The 16,821-nt window shown below is 67.6% G+C and carries 17 protein-coding genes; 7 read left to right on the top strand and 10 right to left on the bottom strand.

Translation table 11 applies throughout. From position 1 onward, the window contains the following. Window positions 1–12: 12 nt before the first annotated feature. Window positions 13–3,519, bottom strand: coding sequence for a chromosome segregation protein SMC (gene smc, locus ABTV68_RS08675; RefSeq protein WP_433677235.1), 3,507 nt, complete (start codon window positions 3,517–3,519; stop codon window positions 13–15). A 475-nt stretch (window positions 3,520–3,994) separates the two neighbouring features. Between smc and ABTV68_RS08670 the strand changes: the two genes are divergently transcribed. Then, window positions 3,995–4,237, top strand: a complete 243-nt coding sequence (locus tag ABTV68_RS08670; protein ID WP_433677234.1) for a hypothetical protein — start codon at window positions 3,995–3,997, stop codon at window positions 4,235–4,237. Between the two features lie 9 nt (window positions 4,238–4,246). Further along, complete coding sequence (locus tag ABTV68_RS08665) at window positions 4,247–5,314, top strand: GNAT family N-acetyltransferase (RefSeq protein ID WP_433677233.1); 1,068 nt, start codon at window positions 4,247–4,249, stop codon at window positions 5,312–5,314. Between the two features lie 125 nt (window positions 5,315–5,439). Here ABTV68_RS08665 and ABTV68_RS08660 read toward each other — a convergent pair whose 3' ends face one another. Further along, window positions 5,440–6,594 carry a hypothetical protein gene (locus tag ABTV68_RS08660; protein ID WP_433677232.1) on the bottom strand — a complete coding sequence of 385 codons (1,155 nt, stop codon included), beginning with the start codon at window positions 6,592–6,594 and terminating at the stop codon, window positions 5,440–5,442. A gap of 52 nt (window positions 6,595–6,646) precedes the next feature. Between ABTV68_RS08660 and ABTV68_RS08655 the strand changes: the two genes are divergently transcribed. Beyond that, window positions 6,647–7,108 (top strand): hypothetical protein, encoded by a 462-nt coding sequence (locus ABTV68_RS08655; protein ID WP_433677231.1) that lies wholly within the window; start codon window positions 6,647–6,649, stop codon window positions 7,106–7,108. A 28-nt stretch (window positions 7,109–7,136) separates the two neighbouring features. Here the strand turns inward: ABTV68_RS08655 and ABTV68_RS08650 are convergent, their stop codons facing one another. Beyond that, window positions 7,137–7,769, bottom strand: a complete 633-nt coding sequence (locus tag ABTV68_RS08650; protein ID WP_433677230.1) for a hypothetical protein — start codon at window positions 7,767–7,769, stop codon at window positions 7,137–7,139. A 45-nt stretch (window positions 7,770–7,814) separates the two neighbouring features. Between ABTV68_RS08650 and ABTV68_RS08645 the strand changes: the two genes are divergently transcribed. The 4 genes from ABTV68_RS08645 to ABTV68_RS08630 all read left to right on the top strand — a co-directional run bounded on the left by ABTV68_RS08645 (window position 7,815) and on the right by ABTV68_RS08630 (window position 11,153). Further along, window positions 7,815–8,084, top strand: a complete 270-nt coding sequence (locus ABTV68_RS08645) for a hypothetical protein (RefSeq protein ID WP_433677229.1) — start codon at window positions 7,815–7,817, stop codon at window positions 8,082–8,084. A gap of 19 nt (window positions 8,085–8,103) precedes the next feature. Further along, complete coding sequence (locus ABTV68_RS08640; protein ID WP_433677228.1) at window positions 8,104–9,411, top strand: hypothetical protein; 1,308 nt, start codon at window positions 8,104–8,106, stop codon at window positions 9,409–9,411. A gap of 88 nt (window positions 9,412–9,499) precedes the next feature. Beyond that, window positions 9,500–10,549: an NAD(P)-dependent alcohol dehydrogenase gene (locus tag ABTV68_RS08635; protein ID WP_433677227.1), complete on the top strand. Its 1,050-nt coding sequence runs from the start codon at window positions 9,500–9,502 to the stop codon at window positions 10,547–10,549. A gap of 73 nt (window positions 10,550–10,622) precedes the next feature. Further along, window positions 10,623–11,153, top strand: a complete 531-nt coding sequence (locus tag ABTV68_RS08630; protein WP_433677226.1) for a hypothetical protein — start codon at window positions 10,623–10,625, stop codon at window positions 11,151–11,153. Window positions 11,154–11,169: 16 nt separating this feature from the next. On the opposite strand, the gene ABTV68_RS08625 is transcribed toward ABTV68_RS08630, so the two are convergent. From ABTV68_RS08625 to ABTV68_RS08595, 7 genes are all read right to left on the bottom strand, one after another. Further along, window positions 11,170–11,646 (bottom strand): hypothetical protein, encoded by a 477-nt coding sequence (locus tag ABTV68_RS08625; protein WP_433677225.1) that lies wholly within the window; start codon window positions 11,644–11,646, stop codon window positions 11,170–11,172. Between the two features lie 39 nt (window positions 11,647–11,685). Further along, the gene (mutM, locus tag ABTV68_RS08620; RefSeq protein WP_433677224.1) at window positions 11,686–12,576 is read right to left on the bottom strand and encodes a bifunctional DNA-formamidopyrimidine glycosylase/DNA-(apurinic or apyrimidinic site) lyase; all 891 of its coding nucleotides are present in this window, start codon (window positions 12,574–12,576) and stop codon (window positions 11,686–11,688) included. Next, window positions 12,569–13,228 carry a ribonuclease III gene (gene rnc, locus ABTV68_RS08615; RefSeq protein WP_433677580.1) on the bottom strand — a complete coding sequence of 220 codons (660 nt, stop codon included), beginning with the start codon at window positions 13,226–13,228 and terminating at the stop codon, window positions 12,569–12,571. The genes mutM and rnc overlap by 8 nt, the downstream gene beginning before the upstream one ends. Window positions 13,229–13,272: 44 nt before the next feature. Continuing rightward, the gene (gene rpmF, locus ABTV68_RS08610; RefSeq protein WP_018188062.1) at window positions 13,273–13,482 is read right to left on the bottom strand and encodes a 50S ribosomal protein L32; all 210 of its coding nucleotides are present in this window, start codon (window positions 13,480–13,482) and stop codon (window positions 13,273–13,275) included. Window positions 13,483–13,484: 2 nt separating this feature from the next. Next, window positions 13,485–13,982, bottom strand: coding sequence for a YceD family protein (locus tag ABTV68_RS08605; protein WP_433677579.1), 498 nt, complete (start codon window positions 13,980–13,982; stop codon window positions 13,485–13,487). 95 nt (window positions 13,983–14,077) lie between these two features. Further along, window positions 14,078–14,575, bottom strand: a complete 498-nt coding sequence (gene coaD / locus ABTV68_RS08600; RefSeq protein WP_433677223.1) for a pantetheine-phosphate adenylyltransferase — start codon at window positions 14,573–14,575, stop codon at window positions 14,078–14,080. A gap of 34 nt (window positions 14,576–14,609) precedes the next feature. Beyond that, window positions 14,610–16,754, bottom strand: a complete 2,145-nt coding sequence (locus ABTV68_RS08595) for an ATP-dependent DNA helicase RecG (RefSeq protein ID WP_433677222.1) — start codon at window positions 16,752–16,754, stop codon at window positions 14,610–14,612. Window positions 16,755–16,821: the final 67 nt, after the last annotated feature.

Here is a 16,821-nt window from a genome sequence, read left to right as displayed (position 1 = left end):
TCGCCGCCGTCGCTACACGCGTGCCGCGCGGTCACCGACCCGCTGGCCGACAACCGCGGAAACGCCATCCTGTCGCATCGAGACGCCGTACAGGGCATCGGCGATCTCCATCGTGCGCTTCTGGTGCGTGATGACGATAAGCTGACTGGATTCGCGCAGCCGTTCGAACACTCCGAGCAGGCGCCCCAGGTTCGCGTCATCGAGCGCAGCCTCCACCTCGTCCAGGATGTAGAACGGACTGGGCCGGGCCATGAAGATGGCGGTGAGCAGCGCGACGGCCGCGAGCGAGCGCTCCCCGCCGGACAGCAGCGACAGTCGCTCGATCTTCTTGCCGACCGGTCGCACCGAGACTTCGATGCCCGTCGTCAGCATGTCGGAGGGATTGGTGAGCGTGATCGATCCGGAACCACCCGGGAACAGAATCGGGAACACCTCGTCGAACGCGACACGGGTGTCTTCGAAAGCGCTCGCGAAGATCGTCTGCATGCGCTCATCGAGCTCCGCGATGATCGTCATCAGGTCGGCACGCGTCTGGGTGAGGTCGTGCAGCTGCTCCGTGAGGAACTTGTGGCGCTGCTCGAGCGCCGCGAACTCCTCCAGCGCGAGTGGGTTGACCCGGCCGAGCTGGCTCAGCTTCCGCTCCGCATCCTGCAGGCGCTTCTGCTGGGCACGACGCTCGAACGGCACCGGTGCCGCTGTCTCGTCGGCCTCATCGGGAATGAGCTGGTCGGGACCGTACTCGGCGACCAGCACATCCTCGTCCAGCCCCAGCTCGCTCTGCACACGCTCCAGGAGACTCGTGACATGGAGGCGCTTCTCATGCATCTGCAACTCGAGGGAGTGGACGCTCTCGGTCAGGGCGCTCAAGCGGTCCCGCACGCCCTTGTCCTGCGCGCGGATCTCGATCAGCTCCTGCGACTGCGCCGCACGCGCGGCCTCCGCCTCGGCGAGGGCGACTCGCGCCTCCGACACGGAACGATCGACCGAGGACAGCACCTCCGGAAGCTCGTCGATCACTCCCTGCGCAGCCTGGCGCTGCGCACGCCGAATCACCGCGCGACGGGCTGCTTCCGCGGCAGCCTCGCGCTCCTTCTCGCGCTGTCGCTCCAGGCTCACCGCGCGCGTCTCCGCGGACCGCACGCGCTCTCGGAGGGTCTCGATCTCCAGTCGGGTGCGCACCTCGTTCTCGCGCGCGGCGTCGAGCGCCGCCAGCAGCCCATCGCGTGCAGAGGCGTCGAGGATGGGGCGGGGCACCTCAAGTGCGCGGGTGAGTTCCGCGGTGGCCGCCTCCGACTTCGCTTCCGCGTCTGCCACAGCCGCCTGTGCCTGCGCGAGCCCAGCCGCCAGGCGCTCGGTCTCAGCCGCTGCCGACTCCAGTCGTGACGTGACCTTGCTGACCCGTTCGGCGTGTGCGGCTACGGCGGCGTCGAACTCTCGCAGCGTCTGCAGCGCGTCGCGCGAGGTGCGTCGCGCGCGCTCCAGCACGTCAAGGGCATCCTCACGTCCATCGGTCAGGCTGTCGACGATCACGCGCACCTCGGCGAGGCGGTCGACGGCGGCGTCGCGCTCGGCGGCGAGTTCCAGACGGCTGGTCTGCCCCGAGCCAGCCCGGAGCGTGAACGGCGTCCACACCTCACCGGCACGGGTGACGATCGTGATCGGCACGTCGAGATCGGCGAGGGCCGGCGCAGCGGACACGGCAGCGTCCAGATCGTCGGCGATGAGCACGCTGCGCAGCACGCCGAGGATTCCGGGGGGTGCGTTGACGACGCTGGTCGCCGCGATCGTAGCGGGCAGGTCAGGCAGGTCGGCGGTCGGTGCCGCAGCGTCCGCGACGGCGATGTCGACGACGCCGAGATCCTCATCGCGCACCGACTCCGCAACTCGCAGAGCGTCGGCTCGAGACTCGACCAGCAGTCCTTCCGCCAGGGGGCCCAGAACCGCGGCAATGGCCGTCTCGTAGCCCGCGGTGACGCCGATGGCATCCGACACCAGTCCGTGCACTCCCTCCCCCGCGGACTCCGCCAACGCTCCGGCTGCGTTGCGCACCGCGAGAGCCGAGCCCAGCGCCGAGGCCTTCGCGGTGAGCGCCTCAGCCTCCCGCTCCGCCGCATGCAGGCGCTCACGAATGCCCTCGACCTCGCTCTCGGCGGCCGTGACAGCACGTTGGGCGCGCTCATACGCCTCGGTGTGGGATGCGGTCGTGCCTTCCGGCGCCTCGTCATCGGCGAGCTGCTCCGCGGCTTCGGCCGCCTCGATACGCCGGGCGTCGGCAGCATCCCACGCGTTCTGCTGTCGAAGCACGGCACCGCGCACCGCGGCGAGCGCCGACGCCGCCGCCTCCGCCTGTCCGCGCAGTTTCGTGATCCGCATATCGTGCTCGCTGACCAGGGCGCTCTGTTCGGCGATCTCCACGTCGAGCGCATCCAGCTCCCCACGTGCACGCACGACATCGGCCGCGGCGGCAGCGGCGGCGTCGCGAGCGTCGCCGAGGCCCGCAGCGATCTCGTCGATCTGAGACCGTGCCTCGTCGATGTCCGCCTGCGTGACGCTCACCCCGGGCTGAACATCATCATCAGAGCCCAGTAGAGCCAACCGCTGATTCGCCAGCGTGAACAGGCTTCGTAGCCGCTCCTGCGCCTGCTCGAGCCCGAACAGCACGCTGCGGGCCGCGTCGACCTCGGTGGTGCTCTGCTGCTTCTCCAGCACTTCCATTCGGGCGCGCAGACCAGCCGCCTGATCCTGCAAGAGAGCACGCTCAGCATGACGCTCCTGCTCGTTGCGCGCGGCGTCGGCGAGTGCGGTGCGCAGCGCCACGAGGTCATCGGCGAACAGCCGCGCCTTCGCGTCCCGCACGACGGCGGCGATCGTCGCGGCTTCCCGCGCGATCTCCGCCTGCTTGCCGAGCGGCTTGAGCTGGCGTCGGATCTCGCCGGCGAGGTCGCTGAGGCGCGTGAGGTTGGCCTCCATCGCGTCCAGCTTGCGGAGCGTCTTCTCTTTGCGGCGGCGGTGCTTGAGGATTCCCGCGGCTTCTTCGATGAACCCGCGCCGGTCTTCGGGCGTGGCCTGCAGGACGGTGTCCAGACGCCCCTGCCCGACGATCACATGCATCTCTCGTCCAAGACCGGAATCGCTCAGCAGTTCCTGAACATCGAGCAGGCGGACCGACTCGCCGTTGATCGCGTATTCGCTGCTGCCGTTGCGAAACAGCGTGCGAGAGATCGTCACTTCGCTGTACTCGATCGGAAGCGCGCCATCCGCGTTGTCGATGGTGAGGGCCACCTCCGCGCGACCTAGCGGCCCACGCGTGGACGTTCCGGCGAAAATGACGTCCTCCATCTTGCCGCCACGGAGCGTCTTGGCCCCCTGCTCTCCCATGACCCAGGCCAGGGCATCGACGACATTCGACTTCCCGGAGCCGTTCGGGCCGACAATGGCGGTGACCCCCGGCTCGAGGGCGAACGTGGTGGGCTGGGCGAACGACTTGAACCCCTTGAGCGTGAGGCTCTTCAGGTGCATCCGTGCCCTCCCGGCCGTTGACTTACCTGCCCACGTTACCGGATGCCTCTGCGCCTGCTCGGGAGGCGCGACACGCCGCGACACGCCCGGAATGTTGACTTCCTTCGCGATTTCGCGCTAGCGTCGCAACCCGAAACGACGAAAGGAGGATGCCATGTTCATGAACACACGTCTTGCAACCGCAGGCTACATCGCTGGCCGCGCAGCAGGCTTCGACGCATCCCTTCGTCGTGATCTCGGTCACGTCGAGGCGTAGCAGCGCAAGCCCGGAGTAGAGCACCGCTCCTCCGTCCGCCTCCTCCGACACACGTCGATCCACGCACTCATCAGCGCGCCGTCCGCAGGACGCCGCAGATGACTCGGCTGATCGCGTTGTCCCGGCTTCCTCGCCGTCCGCCGAGTCATCGACTCGTCCGCATCGTCATGCACCGCGCTCCGGCACGCGTCGAGCGCACATCTAACGAAGGTCACCATCGTGAACACTCTTCTCACCAGGCCGCAGGGCCTGACCCACCCCCCTCAACAGCTGCCGACGCCGCAGCGCCTGGCTCGTCTGGGTCTCGTCGATCGGATCACGCTGCGGATCGGCCTCTGGCTGATTCTGCGCGCTGAACGCCCCAAGCTCACGCGTCGCCCTGACGACGAGCGCAACACCGTCCGCGAGCAGCACGAGCTGAGCGTCCAACGCGCCATCGTGTTCGGCTCGATCATCCGATAAGGAGCAGACATGACCACCATCCGACAGATCTCGATCGCCCCGGACGACACCGCTGTCACGGCCGACATCGAGGCCGCAACAGCGCTTCGCAACGCGGTGTATTCGATTCCGTCCGGTACGAACGAGGAAGACACCACACCGGCGGCCTTCCTCCAGGAGTTCACCGGCACCACCCAGCTCCACCGCCTCTGGCTGTGCGAGCTGGGTGGACGCCCGGTGGGCATCGCGCGCATGCATGCCCCGCTGGAAGAGGGAGCCACCTCCTCCTACGCGGAGATCCTCGTGCTGCCCGAGTTCGAGAGCAAGGGAATCGGAACCCTCGCGCTGCGGGTGATCGAGGACGAGGCGCGCAGCCTCGGTCGACTCACGCTGATCGGCGAGGCCGAGCACCTGCCTGACCCAGCCCTGCCGCGGTTGTCACCCCCGACCGGGTTCGGAACGATCCCGGAGGATCACATCGCGCGTTTCCTCGCGGGGCGGGGCTGGAGTTTCGAGCAGGTGGAGCGTAAGAGCACGTTCGACCTGACCGCAGATCTGTCACCGGTACGCGAGCACCAGGCACGAGCCGCCGCGGCGGCCGAAGGCTACGAGGTGCTGGCCTGGGATGACGCCACCCCGGCGGAGTATCTCGAGCCGATGGCTCGACTGTACGAGCGGATGTCCACGGACATCCCGACGGCCGCGCTGGAACTCGTCCCGGAGAAGTGGACCGCCGATCGCGTCATTCAGCGCGACGAGCGCCGCGCAGCCTCCGGCGATCACACGCAGATCACCGTGGCGCGGCACATCGCATCCGGCGAGCTCGTCGCGTTCAACGTGCTCGCTCGCGAGATGTCGGATCCGGCCAGCACGACGTTCCAGGGAGACACCCTGGTGCACGGTGAGCACCGCGGGCATCGCCTGGGAATGCTCGTGAAGACGGCCGGCATCCTGCGGTGGCGTGAGCAAAACCCAGAGTCCACACGGATCCTCACGTGGAACGCCGAAGAGAACCGTCCGATGCTCTCCATCAATGAGGAGCTCGGCTTCGTCCCCGCCGGCTACATTGGCGCATGGCAGAAGCGGCTGACGCCGTGAACGCCGTGAACCCCGCCTCACGCCGCACATCGGCGACACGATGACGCGCTCCGAGGCCTTCGACCGCTGCGATCTGCGTAGACCGCAGTCGGTCGAAGGCCCGGGCAGCGCGGCCTGATCGCGCCTCAGCCCTGCGGGATCTCCTCACCGGTCGCACCGTCGAAGACGCGCGACGTGGACTGGTACTTGCCGTCGATCGATACGGTGAGCTCCAGACGGCCGCCGGACTTGCGCAGCTGCACGTCGCTGATCTCGGCGCCGGGAGTCTCCGCGTAGATGCGCTGAGTCACCTCGCGGATGAGCGCCGGGTCGATCTCCGACAGCTGGAATCCCGGTTCGCCTTCGCTGCGCGTGGACGCCCATGGCTCATCCAGTCGCCCGTTGCGCACGGCATACGTGTCCAGACCGATCGGATCGGACTCGCTGTGCACGCCGAGCGAGACGAAGTCGCCGAAGACGATCATGTGCTGCAGCGCCCGATCCCCCAACTGCGCTTCGATGTCTCGCACTTCCAGCGGGAGGCGCGCTGAATCCCAGAGACCGTGCACCTGCCCCGACCAGCGCGCGGGAGTCTCGACGACAGCGACGTTCAGCCTGTCGGCGCCGTTGAACACGTAGAGCAGCGAACCGTAGGAGCCTCCGACGACGCACAACGCGACGAGGAAAAGATTCAGGGCACGGCGCCCGGGACGAGCCTGGGGGAACCGGATGCCCACGGCCGGGGTCACGCGCTCGGGGCTCGCGGCCGGTGCGGGGATACGTCCGTAGAGCTCCGGGCCGGCACGGAGCGCGTCACTCCACTGCGGTCCGGGTCGGAGGTCGACGACCGTTCCTTTGTCGGTGGCAGCCGTCATGACGAACGCCCCGGTCGCAAGGTTCGGCAGGTCACCCAGCGTGATGAACTGCGAGACGGTCTCTCGACGGGGCTGGCCAGTACGCGGGAAGATCGTGACGTCGATCTCGAACAGGTGGTGGAAGTTCTGTACCGTCACACCGGCTTCACGCAGCGACTCGATGCGTGCGATCGTCCGTGGCGCGTCCGCCGCGATAGGCTCCCCGGGCTTCCGCTTCGCCAACTCGGCGAGCGATGACCCGGTGACCGTCTTCGCCCCCATCACGGCGGCGATCGGGCCGATCACGCTGGCACCGATCGTCCCGACGACGAACGGCAACACGCTCGCCTCTCCCGCGCCCAGAATCAACGAGATACCGCCCGCGAGCAGGGCACCCACGCTGCCCCAGAACAGCACGAGCAGGATACGTCGTCCCCAGCCCTTCATGCACCCAGCATAACGATGAGCGGCGCGCCGACACCGACTCTAGAGTGGGGGTGTGACTGCGTATGAGATCGATGACGACGGATTCGTCTGCGTCGTTTCGCCCGACCGCTACGCCGGCTTCGTCGACGAGGACTGGGAACTCGACGATCTGCTGAGCAGGTTCGTCGAGCAGATGAATGCCGGTTCGTTGTTCCTGGCGTATCCGGGCGACGAAGCCGCAGGCGCCGCGCTCACCTTGGTGGCAAAGGAGCCGGAGACGGCGGCGCGGAGGACGAGCGGTGTGGTGCACGTGGGCGAGGGCGGTCTGTGGCTCACCGACTACACGCAGCTCACGATGGCCGCGCAGTTCGCGGACGAAGGTCCGGTGACGTCCTCAGCGCGGCGCCTCGCCGTCGAACCCGGCACCTACCTCGTGGGGCTGTCCGCGATCGGTGAGGAGGAGTACGCGCTCACCGTGCGCCCACACGTCGGGGATGCCCCCACCCACGCGAGCGTGCCCTGGTTCACCAGCTGAGTCACGCCCGTCCCGCATCAGCCGCAGATCAGCCCAGGAACTCGGGGCGCACCTCCGCCCCATCACCGATCTCGGCGACCAGCCGTTCCCAGAGCTTCACGCCGTCTTCGACCCATCCCTCGGGCAGTGGGTCATCCAGAGCGCGGTCGTTGAAACGCGAGTTCCACGCGGTGAGATCCTCGCTCAGCTCGGACGAGAGGGAGAGGTGGTCAGAGGTGACGATGTAGTGGTCGGTGAAGCTCTCCCACAGCGGCCACCCGCTCTGCTGGTCGCTGAACATGCGGAGTACACGACGTCCGTCCGGGAGCCGAGGTTCCCGACCTGCACGCGTCACCGCACTGAGATAGCGGTCCTGCATCAACCTGCGTGCGCGCCACTCGACCGCGTTCAGGGGCGCGCTGTTGTAGTCCATTCCCGACAGCCACCGCAGCCCGCGCGCGCCATCGGAGTTCTCGACGAGCGCGAGCGACCAGAGCAGCGTGTCGCCGTGCGACATCATGTGCGCAGCCTCCAGCGCCTCGTGCACATTCGCTTCGAGGATGTCGTGCGTGGACACGGCCGCCGAGGAGGCACCGGGGGCGAGAGTGAAGAGGTAGAGCCGGAAGCGCGGGTCGTATCCTTCCCAGCTCGAGTCCCACTCGGGTACTTCGATGATGCGCATGGCCCGAGTCTAGGGACCCGATCGGACGGGCGATACGCTCACTGGATGGACGAACAGTGGCGGATCGAGTTCGACGCGGACGTCACGTTCGTGAACGGCGGCGGGTTGCAGACGCAGGGCTTCCGGCTCGACATCGCCGGCGACGCGATCGATGACGCCGAGCTGGCCGACTACTTCGTGCACCGCCACCTCGGCCTGCTGCTTGTGGACACCGTGACCATCCTCCGACGACAGCTCATCCGTGAAGGGCACAAGGGGTCGCGTGGTGGTCCGTCAGATCCCTCGCCGACGGGTGCGTCTACCCCGTCCGGTTAGCATGAGTGCAGGGGGAAGCATGACGGCTGATCACGATCGTCGCGCGGCCGGGGATCCGCGGACGCCACCGCAGGTGCTCGCGGACATCGCGACGCGGCGCTGGGACCTGCACGCGATCATCGTGCGCAACCCCGCGACGTATCCGCGACTGCGTCAGTGGATCGCGAGCGTGAACCCGGGGGCGATGTCCGGCGCACCAGGCGCATCCGTCCCTGGCCGACCCGTCGCGGGCGCAGCTTCAGCCGGTGCCCACGCTCCGGGCGCGCCGCGACCCGGCGCGCCCACTCCACGCCGACCGTCCGCGCGCGGATCCTCCCGCACTCCCCCGTACGCGCCTCGGCCGAGGACGCCATCCGGACCGTATGTGTCGCCGCCTGGCGTGGTGGGCTACCCCTCCCCGCCCCCGCGTTCTCGACGGGGTTGCTGGTTCGCCGGGTGCGGCTGTGTCGGCGTCGTCGGCTTCGTCATCGCGCTCGTGGTTGTGCTGAGCGGGCTGGGTGGAGCGATCTCTGCGGCCGGTCCGGGATCACCCACCGTGCCGTCGGTCACGCTGCCGCCGGCGTCCACGCCGACTCCGACGCCAACGCCGACCGTGGACCCGGAAGCGGTCGCACTTGCCGAGCAGATGACGGCCTTCGCCGCCGAGCGGGACGCGTACTACGCGCTGTACTCCGCCATCGACGGCAACCCGGTCGCCGCACTGGTCGCTCGTCCCAACGACTTCCGTCGGTTGGAACGGCAGGCGGAAGATCCCACCCTCACCAGCGTGGACGCAGCGTCGCTGACGCAACAGGCCGCCGAGCAGCGGCAGAACCTGCAGCAGCGCATCGACGCTGCTGCAGGGCGACGCAACAACGACAGCGGCACGATCGCCGAGGGCCTCGTGGACGCTGCAGGCAACGGGTTCATCGATATCCGGTGGGATGCCGCCGACGCCTGCGAGCTCACCATCACGGACGAGTGGCGCACGCTCGGATGCGTGAACGGTGACGATCTGCTCACGGTGCATCTCATGCCCGGCGACCAGTTCGCGAACGAGTGGATGGTTCAGATGATCACGGTGCACGAACTGGCGCACGTCTACCAGGGCGCCGATGCCTACCGGCATGAGGACTTCAACGGGGAGACCGAGCGCCTTCTCGCCGCAGGCTACTTCGAGGGCAGCCGCGAGAAGATGGCCGACTGCTACTCCCTCACCTACTACGACCAGTGGTCGCTCTGGTACGGCGATACGAGCGTGGGCTACGGGTACGTCTGCGGCGATGGCGAGCGTCAGGCGATTCGAGACTGGTTCCCTGGGCTGACGGCCCCGCTCCCCCGCAGCTGATATCTCGGGAGATCGAAAACGCATCGCACCGTCGGCTGCGGGGTGTGTTTCCGAGCCCTCATGCTCCTACGAGGCGAACAATGGAGTCATGACGACAACCACAGTGAAGGCCTACGGCGCGCTCGATGCGACCAGCCCTCTCGTTGCACTGACGATCGAGCGCCGCGAGGTCGGCCCGCACGACGTGCTCATCGACATCGACTACGCCGGAATCTGCCACTCCGACATTCACACCATCCGCGGCGACTGGGGTCCGATCACCTACCCGCAGGTCGTCGGACACGAGATCGTCGGCCACGTGGCCGCGGTCGGCAGCGCTGTCACTCGCCATCGGGTGGGAGACCTGGTGGGTGTCGGCTGCCAGTCGAACTCCTGCGGCGAGTGCGCGCAGTGTCTGCAGGGGCACGACCAGTACTGCCTGAAAGGCAACACGCAGACCTACAACAGTGTCGATCCCGCAGACGGCACGATCACCCAGGGCGGTTATTCGCAGGCCGTCGTCACGAACGAGGACTATGTGCTCGCCATCCCGGCCGGCCTTGATCCCGCAAAGACCGCCCCGCTGCTGTGCGCTGGGATCACCACCTACTCGCCCCTGCGTCATTGGAACGTCGGACCCGGCACGCGCGTCGGCGTCGTCGGCATGGGCGGGCTCGGACACATGGGAGTGAAGTTCGCTGCCGCGCTCGGTGCCGACGTGACGGTCCTGTCGCGTGGGACCGCGAAGCGCGACGACGCGCTGGCGTTCGGCGCACACCGCTACGTCGACACGACCGACCGCGAGGCGATGCGCGAACTGCGCGGCGGTCTCGACCTCATCATCAACACCGTGTCCGCTGGCATCGACATCCGTGCCTACCTCAGCTTGCTCGACGTGGACGGAACGCTGGTCGTCGTGGGTGCTCCGTCCGAGCCGTTCAGCGTCCCCGCGTTCTCCCTGATCCCGGCACGCCGCTCGCTGGCGGGCTCCACCACCGGCAGCATCACCGAGATCCAGGAGATGCTCGACTTCTGTGCCGAGCACGGCATCCACCCCGAAACCGAGCTGGTCTCCGCCGATCAGATCAACGACGCCTGGGAGCGCGTGCTCTCGGCCGACGTCCGCTACCGCTTCGTGATCGATACGAAGACGCTGTAAGCGGCGGATGGACAGCGCCGCCCGGATGCGATCCGGGCGGCGTTTTCCGTCGCCTGTCGTAGTGTGGGGGATCATGAGCTTTCCCTATCAGCCGCCCGCCGCGCAGTTCGATGCCGCGCTCGGTGACAATGCGACCGGACACTACCTCCCGGCCCGCGCCGAGGTGGCTGGCGGCTTCGTATCGCTCTGGGTCGCCTCACCGTCCGGCTGGCGGCAGCTGTTCAGCGTGCCCGCCCACGAGGTGACGGTGAAGTCCGCTGCTCAGCGCATCACGCTGGTCGTCCGGGGTCAGAGCTACCCGCTTCTGGCGAATCCTCGCACCGTCCGCCGGAGCATCCAGTACGGCATCGCGGGTGGAATGGCCGACATCCTGGACAAGCCGCGGTTCGAGATGGGCGTCGACCTCGCCCGCGGGGTCAACGTGGCTGGCAGCGCTTACGCCTTCCAGCAGCGCGGCGGGCCCGCGTTTCTCGCCGCGGCGAAGCAGTCCGGCGCACAGACCTCACGTCTGGGCTACGGCCCGATCCTGGCGATCGGCTGCGCCGCCGGCCTTGCGGTCGTCGTCATCGTGACGCTCATCACGGTGGTCGCGATCAACCTCTGAGCAGCGGGGTCACCGCTCACTCATCGTCCTCCCGATATGTCGCCGCCACCTCCTCCCAGAATTCATTGTCTGGCAGCTCCATCTCGACATACCTCCCGGCCGTGTGAGGCTCGCTCTCGAGCGCGGCGATGTGTTCCAGCCATCCGCTGAACTCGCTGACGGAATCGGCCACGAGGATCGGAGTCCATCGTCCGGCGCCGGCCGACGCGAATCGGACCGGAAATCCGGCATCGGCGTCGCGAAGGTCCACGAAGAAGGGATCGGCGAAGTAGTTGGTCGCGAACACCCACCAGTCGGGATGCCACTCGCCCGCACGGTCCGACACCAGGCTCTCACCGGAGAGCCCGTGCACGCGATACCCCCTCTGGAGCGCGCTCCAGTTCGCCGCGTCCGCGTACGTCCCGGGCAAGACCAGATTCGCGAACTCGGGTGACGAAACAAGCAGTGCGCGCAACTCTGGAGGTGGGATGTGTCGCCCTCTGGGTTCGCTCATGGTCCACAATCCTAGAGTCAACGCTGAGCGCTGGATCCCCTACCGAGACTGCTGGCACTTCGGGCAGAAGTGCGAACCGCGGTTCATGAAACTCTCGCGCGTGATCGGCCGTCCGCAGCGGGGACATGGCTGGCCGTGCCGTCCATACGCATTGAGCGAGTGCGCGAAATAGCCGGCTTGACCGTTGACGTTCACATACTGTGCGTCGAAGCTCGTCCCGCCTTCGGCGAGCGCCTTCTCCAGCACAGCGCGAACCTCGGTGAACAACCGGTTCACGGCGCGCGTCGAGAGCGCACGTGCCGGGGTCTCGGGATGGATCCGCGCGGCCCACAGCGACTCGTCGGCGTAGATGTTGCCGATCCCGCTGACCACGCTCTGGTCCAACAGCACTCGTTTGATGGCGGACTCGGTTCGGGCGAGTCGTGCTCGTACCGGGGCGAGCGCGAAAGCATCGTCCATGGGGTCACGCGCGATGTGCGACACCTGAGTGGGGATGAGGGCATCCCGCGTCCCCCAGCCGGCAGGCAGCGCGTCGGCGGTGATGACCAGCTCGTCAACGGCGAGCGATCCGAATGTGCGCTGGTCGGCGAACACCACAGCGAGCTCACCGTGTTCCGGGTGATCGACGATGAGGCGAATCCGCTCATGACGTTCCTGAGGTGCATCCGCTTCGCGAAGCAGCATCTGCCCGCTCATCCCGAGATGACCGACGACGGCACGACCCGATGCCAGCGGAAACCACAGAAATTTGCCGCGGCGCGCAGCACCGAGCACGGCGGCGCCGGTCAACTCCGCCTCGAACGATGCGGCGTCACCCGGATGACGCGTGAGCGCCCGGTCGTCGAGCACCGAGACGCCGGTGATCGTGGCACCGCTCAGCGCCGGTGCGAGACCGGCGCGGACGACCTCGACCTCGGGGAGTTCAGGCACGCTCGTTGAGCACGTGCCACGCGGCGAGAGCCGCCGCCATCTCGGCCGTCTTCTTACTCGTCCCGGTACCGGTGGTGCAGATCTCGTCCACGCACACAGTCGCCGTGAAGCGGCGGTCGTGGTCGGGGCCCTCGGCCTCGATGCTGTACACCGGAGCCGTCATGCCGAGCTTGGCAGCGACCTCCTGGAGCGCCGTCTTCGGATCCACCGCGGCACCATAGCGCTCGGGGTCCGCGAGCAGCGGCTCGATGATGCGATGCACCAGCGCGGTCGCCTCGTCGGGACCCGCCGAGAGGTACGTGGCACCGATGATGGCCTCGGTCGTGTCGGCCAGGATCGAGTCCTTGTCACGCCCGCCCGTCTGCTCCTCGCCCCGGCCGAGCTTCAAGAACTCGCCAATACCCAGCGTGCGTGCGGCCTCCGCGAGAGCCACCGTCGAGACGACGCTGGCGCGGCGCTTCGCGAGGGAGCCCTCGTCAAGGTCGGGGTGGCGCGTGTACAGCAGTACGGTCGTCGCCTGACCCAGCACGGAGTCACCGAGGAACTCGAGACGTTCGTTGTGCGGGATTCCCCCGCTCTCGTACGCGTACGAGCGATGTGTCAGCGCAAGTGACAGAAGCTCGGCGTCGATGACGACGCCGAGCTTCTGCATCAATGCGGTCAGTTCAGTCACTGTGCTTCCCGCGGTGAGGTGTCTCAGATGTCAGCGACCTTGCGGCCCTTGTACTCCAGGAACAGCTCCGTGCCCTGCGAGTCGGTGACAACCTTCGCCTGGTGCGGGCGGCTGTAGACGACCTTGCCGTTCTCGATGGTCTTGACGAGCGTGGGGGCCTCGGCCTTCCACTGCGCGCGACGCGAACGGGTGTTGGAGCGGGAGACCTTCCGCTTCGGGGGGTTACCTGCCATGACTAGCTCTCTTCCGTGTTGCGCAGCTCGGAACCGGTCGTTCCGGCTGCCTGGTCTGTGAGTCCTTGAAGCGCAGCCCATCGGGGATCGATGGGGGCTGAGGAGTCTTCCGCCGACGCAGTCGTCAGCCGCTCGCCCGTGGCCGGATCAAGACCGGGGCAATCCGGCTGACACACCGGCTGGAATGGAAGCGACAGAACAATCGCATCCCTGACCGGAGTTTCAAGATCCACGTGGTTGTCTTGAACCTCGAAGTCAGTCTCTTCATCTCCAGAGTACGCGAAAAGCTCCTGGAACTCGACTTCGACACCCTGAGTGAACTCGGTCAGGCACCGGCTGCACTCGCCTTCGACGGTCGTGCGGATGTCCGCGGTCACGAGAATGCCCTCGTGAACGGACTCCAGACGCACATCCAGATCGAGCTCCTCACCCGCGGGGACGGCGATGAGACCCTCCCCCCACTTCTCAGGGGCGGGAATGGTGAGCGTGAACTCACGCATCTCCCCCGGCTGGTGCACGATGTCGCGCACGGGAAGGGAGAACGGTCCGGGTCGGGTGGTCTTCACAACCGACCAGTCTACCGTGCGGCCAGGGCTCAGAGGTCGCGCGCCCCGGTGTCGAGGAAGGCGGCAACGGCCGGCGGCACGTAGGCGGACACGTCCCCTCCGAGGCCCGCCACCTGTCGGACCAGGGAGCTGGAGACGAGCGCGTGCGCGGGGTCGGGGAGCAGGAACACTGTCTCGACTCCGGCGAGGCCGCGGTTCACGATGGCCATCGGGGTCTCATACGCGACGTCCACCTGCGAGCGGATGCCCTTCACCAGCACGCCCGCGTTGACTTCCACGCAGTAGTCAACCAGCAGCCCCATGCTCCAGGACGCGACCACGATGTTCCCGGCGAGGCCGGCATCGCGAATCGACTGCTCCAGCAGGCTCAGGCGCTGCGCGATCGGCAGCATGGCGTGCTTCTCCGGGTTGTGCACGACGAGCACATGCAACTCGTCGTATAGCTCCGCGGCGCGTGTGATCACATCGAGATGACCGAGCGTGGGCGGGTCGAAGGATCCGGGGACGACGGCGATCCTGCTGTTCATGTTCTCAGCCTATGGGGTGTTCGACAGACTCTGCTCAGCTCTTGCCGAGGGCAGCGCGCTCGGCCTGGGTGACACGACGCGCGACCGCCTCGGCGAGTGCCGGGTGGGTGGCGAGCGTCGGATCCGCCTCCAATAGTCGCTCGGCTTCTGCGCGCGCCACAGCGATGGTGTCCGCGTCCTTGACCACACGCAGCAGCTTCAGCGACGAACGCACACCCGACTGCGCATCGCCCAGCACATCGCCTTCGCCCCGTAGCTCCAGATCGACCTCCGCGAGTTCGAAGCCGTCGAGCGTCGCCGCAACCGCCTCCACCCGCGTGCGAGCGGGTGTGCCGTCTTCCGCCTCCGTGACGAGAAGGCAGAGTCCCGGAACGCCGCCTCGTCCGACGCGTCCGCGGAGCTGATGCAGCTGCGAGACGCCGAAGCGATCCGCTTCGAGGATGATCATCGTGGAAGCGTTCGGGACGTCCACGCCCACCTCGATGACGGTCGTGGCGATCAGCACATCGATCTCGCCGGCGGCGTACGCCCGCATGATCGAGTCCTTCTCGTCCGAGTGCATCTTCCCGTGCAGCACGGCGACCCTGATGTCGGCGAACGACGGGTGCACGGCGAGCATCTCCGCGACCTGCACCACGCCCCACTGCGGTCCCGTGGCCTCGCCTTCCACCGGCGGCGGGAGCTCACCGTCGACCAGCTCCTTCTGCGCGTCGATGGCTGCACACACGACGAACACCTGACGTCCCTGCGCCACCTCCTCGGCCGCGCGTTCCCAGACACGCCCGAACCAGCTCGGCTTGTCGGCCAGCGGGGCGACGTGAGTGGTGATACCCGCCCGACCTGCGGGCATCGTTCGGATGGTCGAGACGTCGAGATCACCGAACACGGTCATCGCCACGGTGCGTGGAATCGGGGTGGCTGTGAGGACCAGCGCATGCGGTGCGGTGCCCTTTGCGCGCAGCGTCTCGCGCTGCTCCACGCCGAAGCGGTGTTGTTCGTCCACCACGACGAGTCCGAGCTCGGCGAAGGTCGTGCTCTCGCTGAGCAGCGCGTGGGTTCCCACGACGATCCGGGACTGACCGGCGGCCACGCGTAGCGCGGCCTTGCGGCGTTCGGCAGCCGGCATCTGCCCCGTGAGCAGCGTCGGGATCAGTTCCGGAGCGAGCTGCGGACCGAGCATCTTCGTGATCGATCGCAGGTGCTGGGCCGCCAGCACCTCCGTCGGCGCGATCAGCGCGGACTGGCCTCCCGTCTGCGCCACCTGCAGCATCGCGCGAAGCGCCACGAGGGTTTTTCCGGATCCGACCTCACCCTGCACGAGCCGATTCATGGGCCACTCGCCCACAAGGTCCTGGGCGATGACCGCGCCCACCGATTCCTGATCCGGCGTCAGCGCGTAGGGCAGGGCGGCGTCGAACCGCTCGAGGAGGGAACCCGCCGGCCGCGAGACGGCATGCAGCCGACGCACCTCCGCACGCTGCTGCAGCAATGCCGTCTGCAGCAGCAGCGCCTCCTGCATGCGAAGCGTGTGTCGGGCGACATGCGCCTGCGACACCGTCTCGGGGCGGTGCACGGCCTCGATCGCGTCGCGCGCAGGGATGCACTTGTGTGCCGCCGCGAACTCCGACGGCAGCGGGTCAGGCACCGGGCCGAGCTTGTCCAATACCGCCTCGACGGTCTTGCGGATCTGCCAGCTGGTCAGAGCGGCCGTGGCCGGATAGATCGGAATGGGCGTGTTCGCCCAGCGCGCGGCGTCCACCGAAGACTCATCGTCGAACAGTTCATATTCGGGATGAGCGAACTGCAGGCCGCCCTTGTACAGGCCCACCTTGCCCGCAAAGATCCCGCGGCGGCCCGGGCGGAGCTCTCCCAGCCGCCACTTCTGATTGAAGAAGGTGAGCGCCATCTCGCCGTTGCCATCGCCGATGACGACTTCCACGAGGGATCCACGGCGGGCCTGCATCTGACGCTCCGACGCCTTGCGCACTTCGGCGACGATGGTGACCTGCTCCCCGATCGGCAGTGATCGGATGGGCGTCAGCTCACCGTGACTGGCGTAGCGTCGCGGATAGTGACCGATGAGATCACCCACGGTGCGCATGTCGAACGCCTTCGCGAGCACGCCGGCGGTCTTCGCACCGATCGCGGTCTCGAGGCTGGTATCCACGCCGAACTGCACCCCTCCAGCCTACTGTCGACCCCGGACACTGCCGCTCGGCCAGCGACCCGGGCGTGGATAGGCTGGG

Source organism: Microbacterium gorillae (assembly GCF_050990725.1).
GTDB lineage: Bacteria > Actinomycetota > Actinomycetes > Actinomycetales > Microbacteriaceae > Microbacterium > Microbacterium gorillae_A.
Note: the sequence above shows the minus strand (reverse complement) of the source record. Positions and strands in the feature narration are given on the sequence as shown.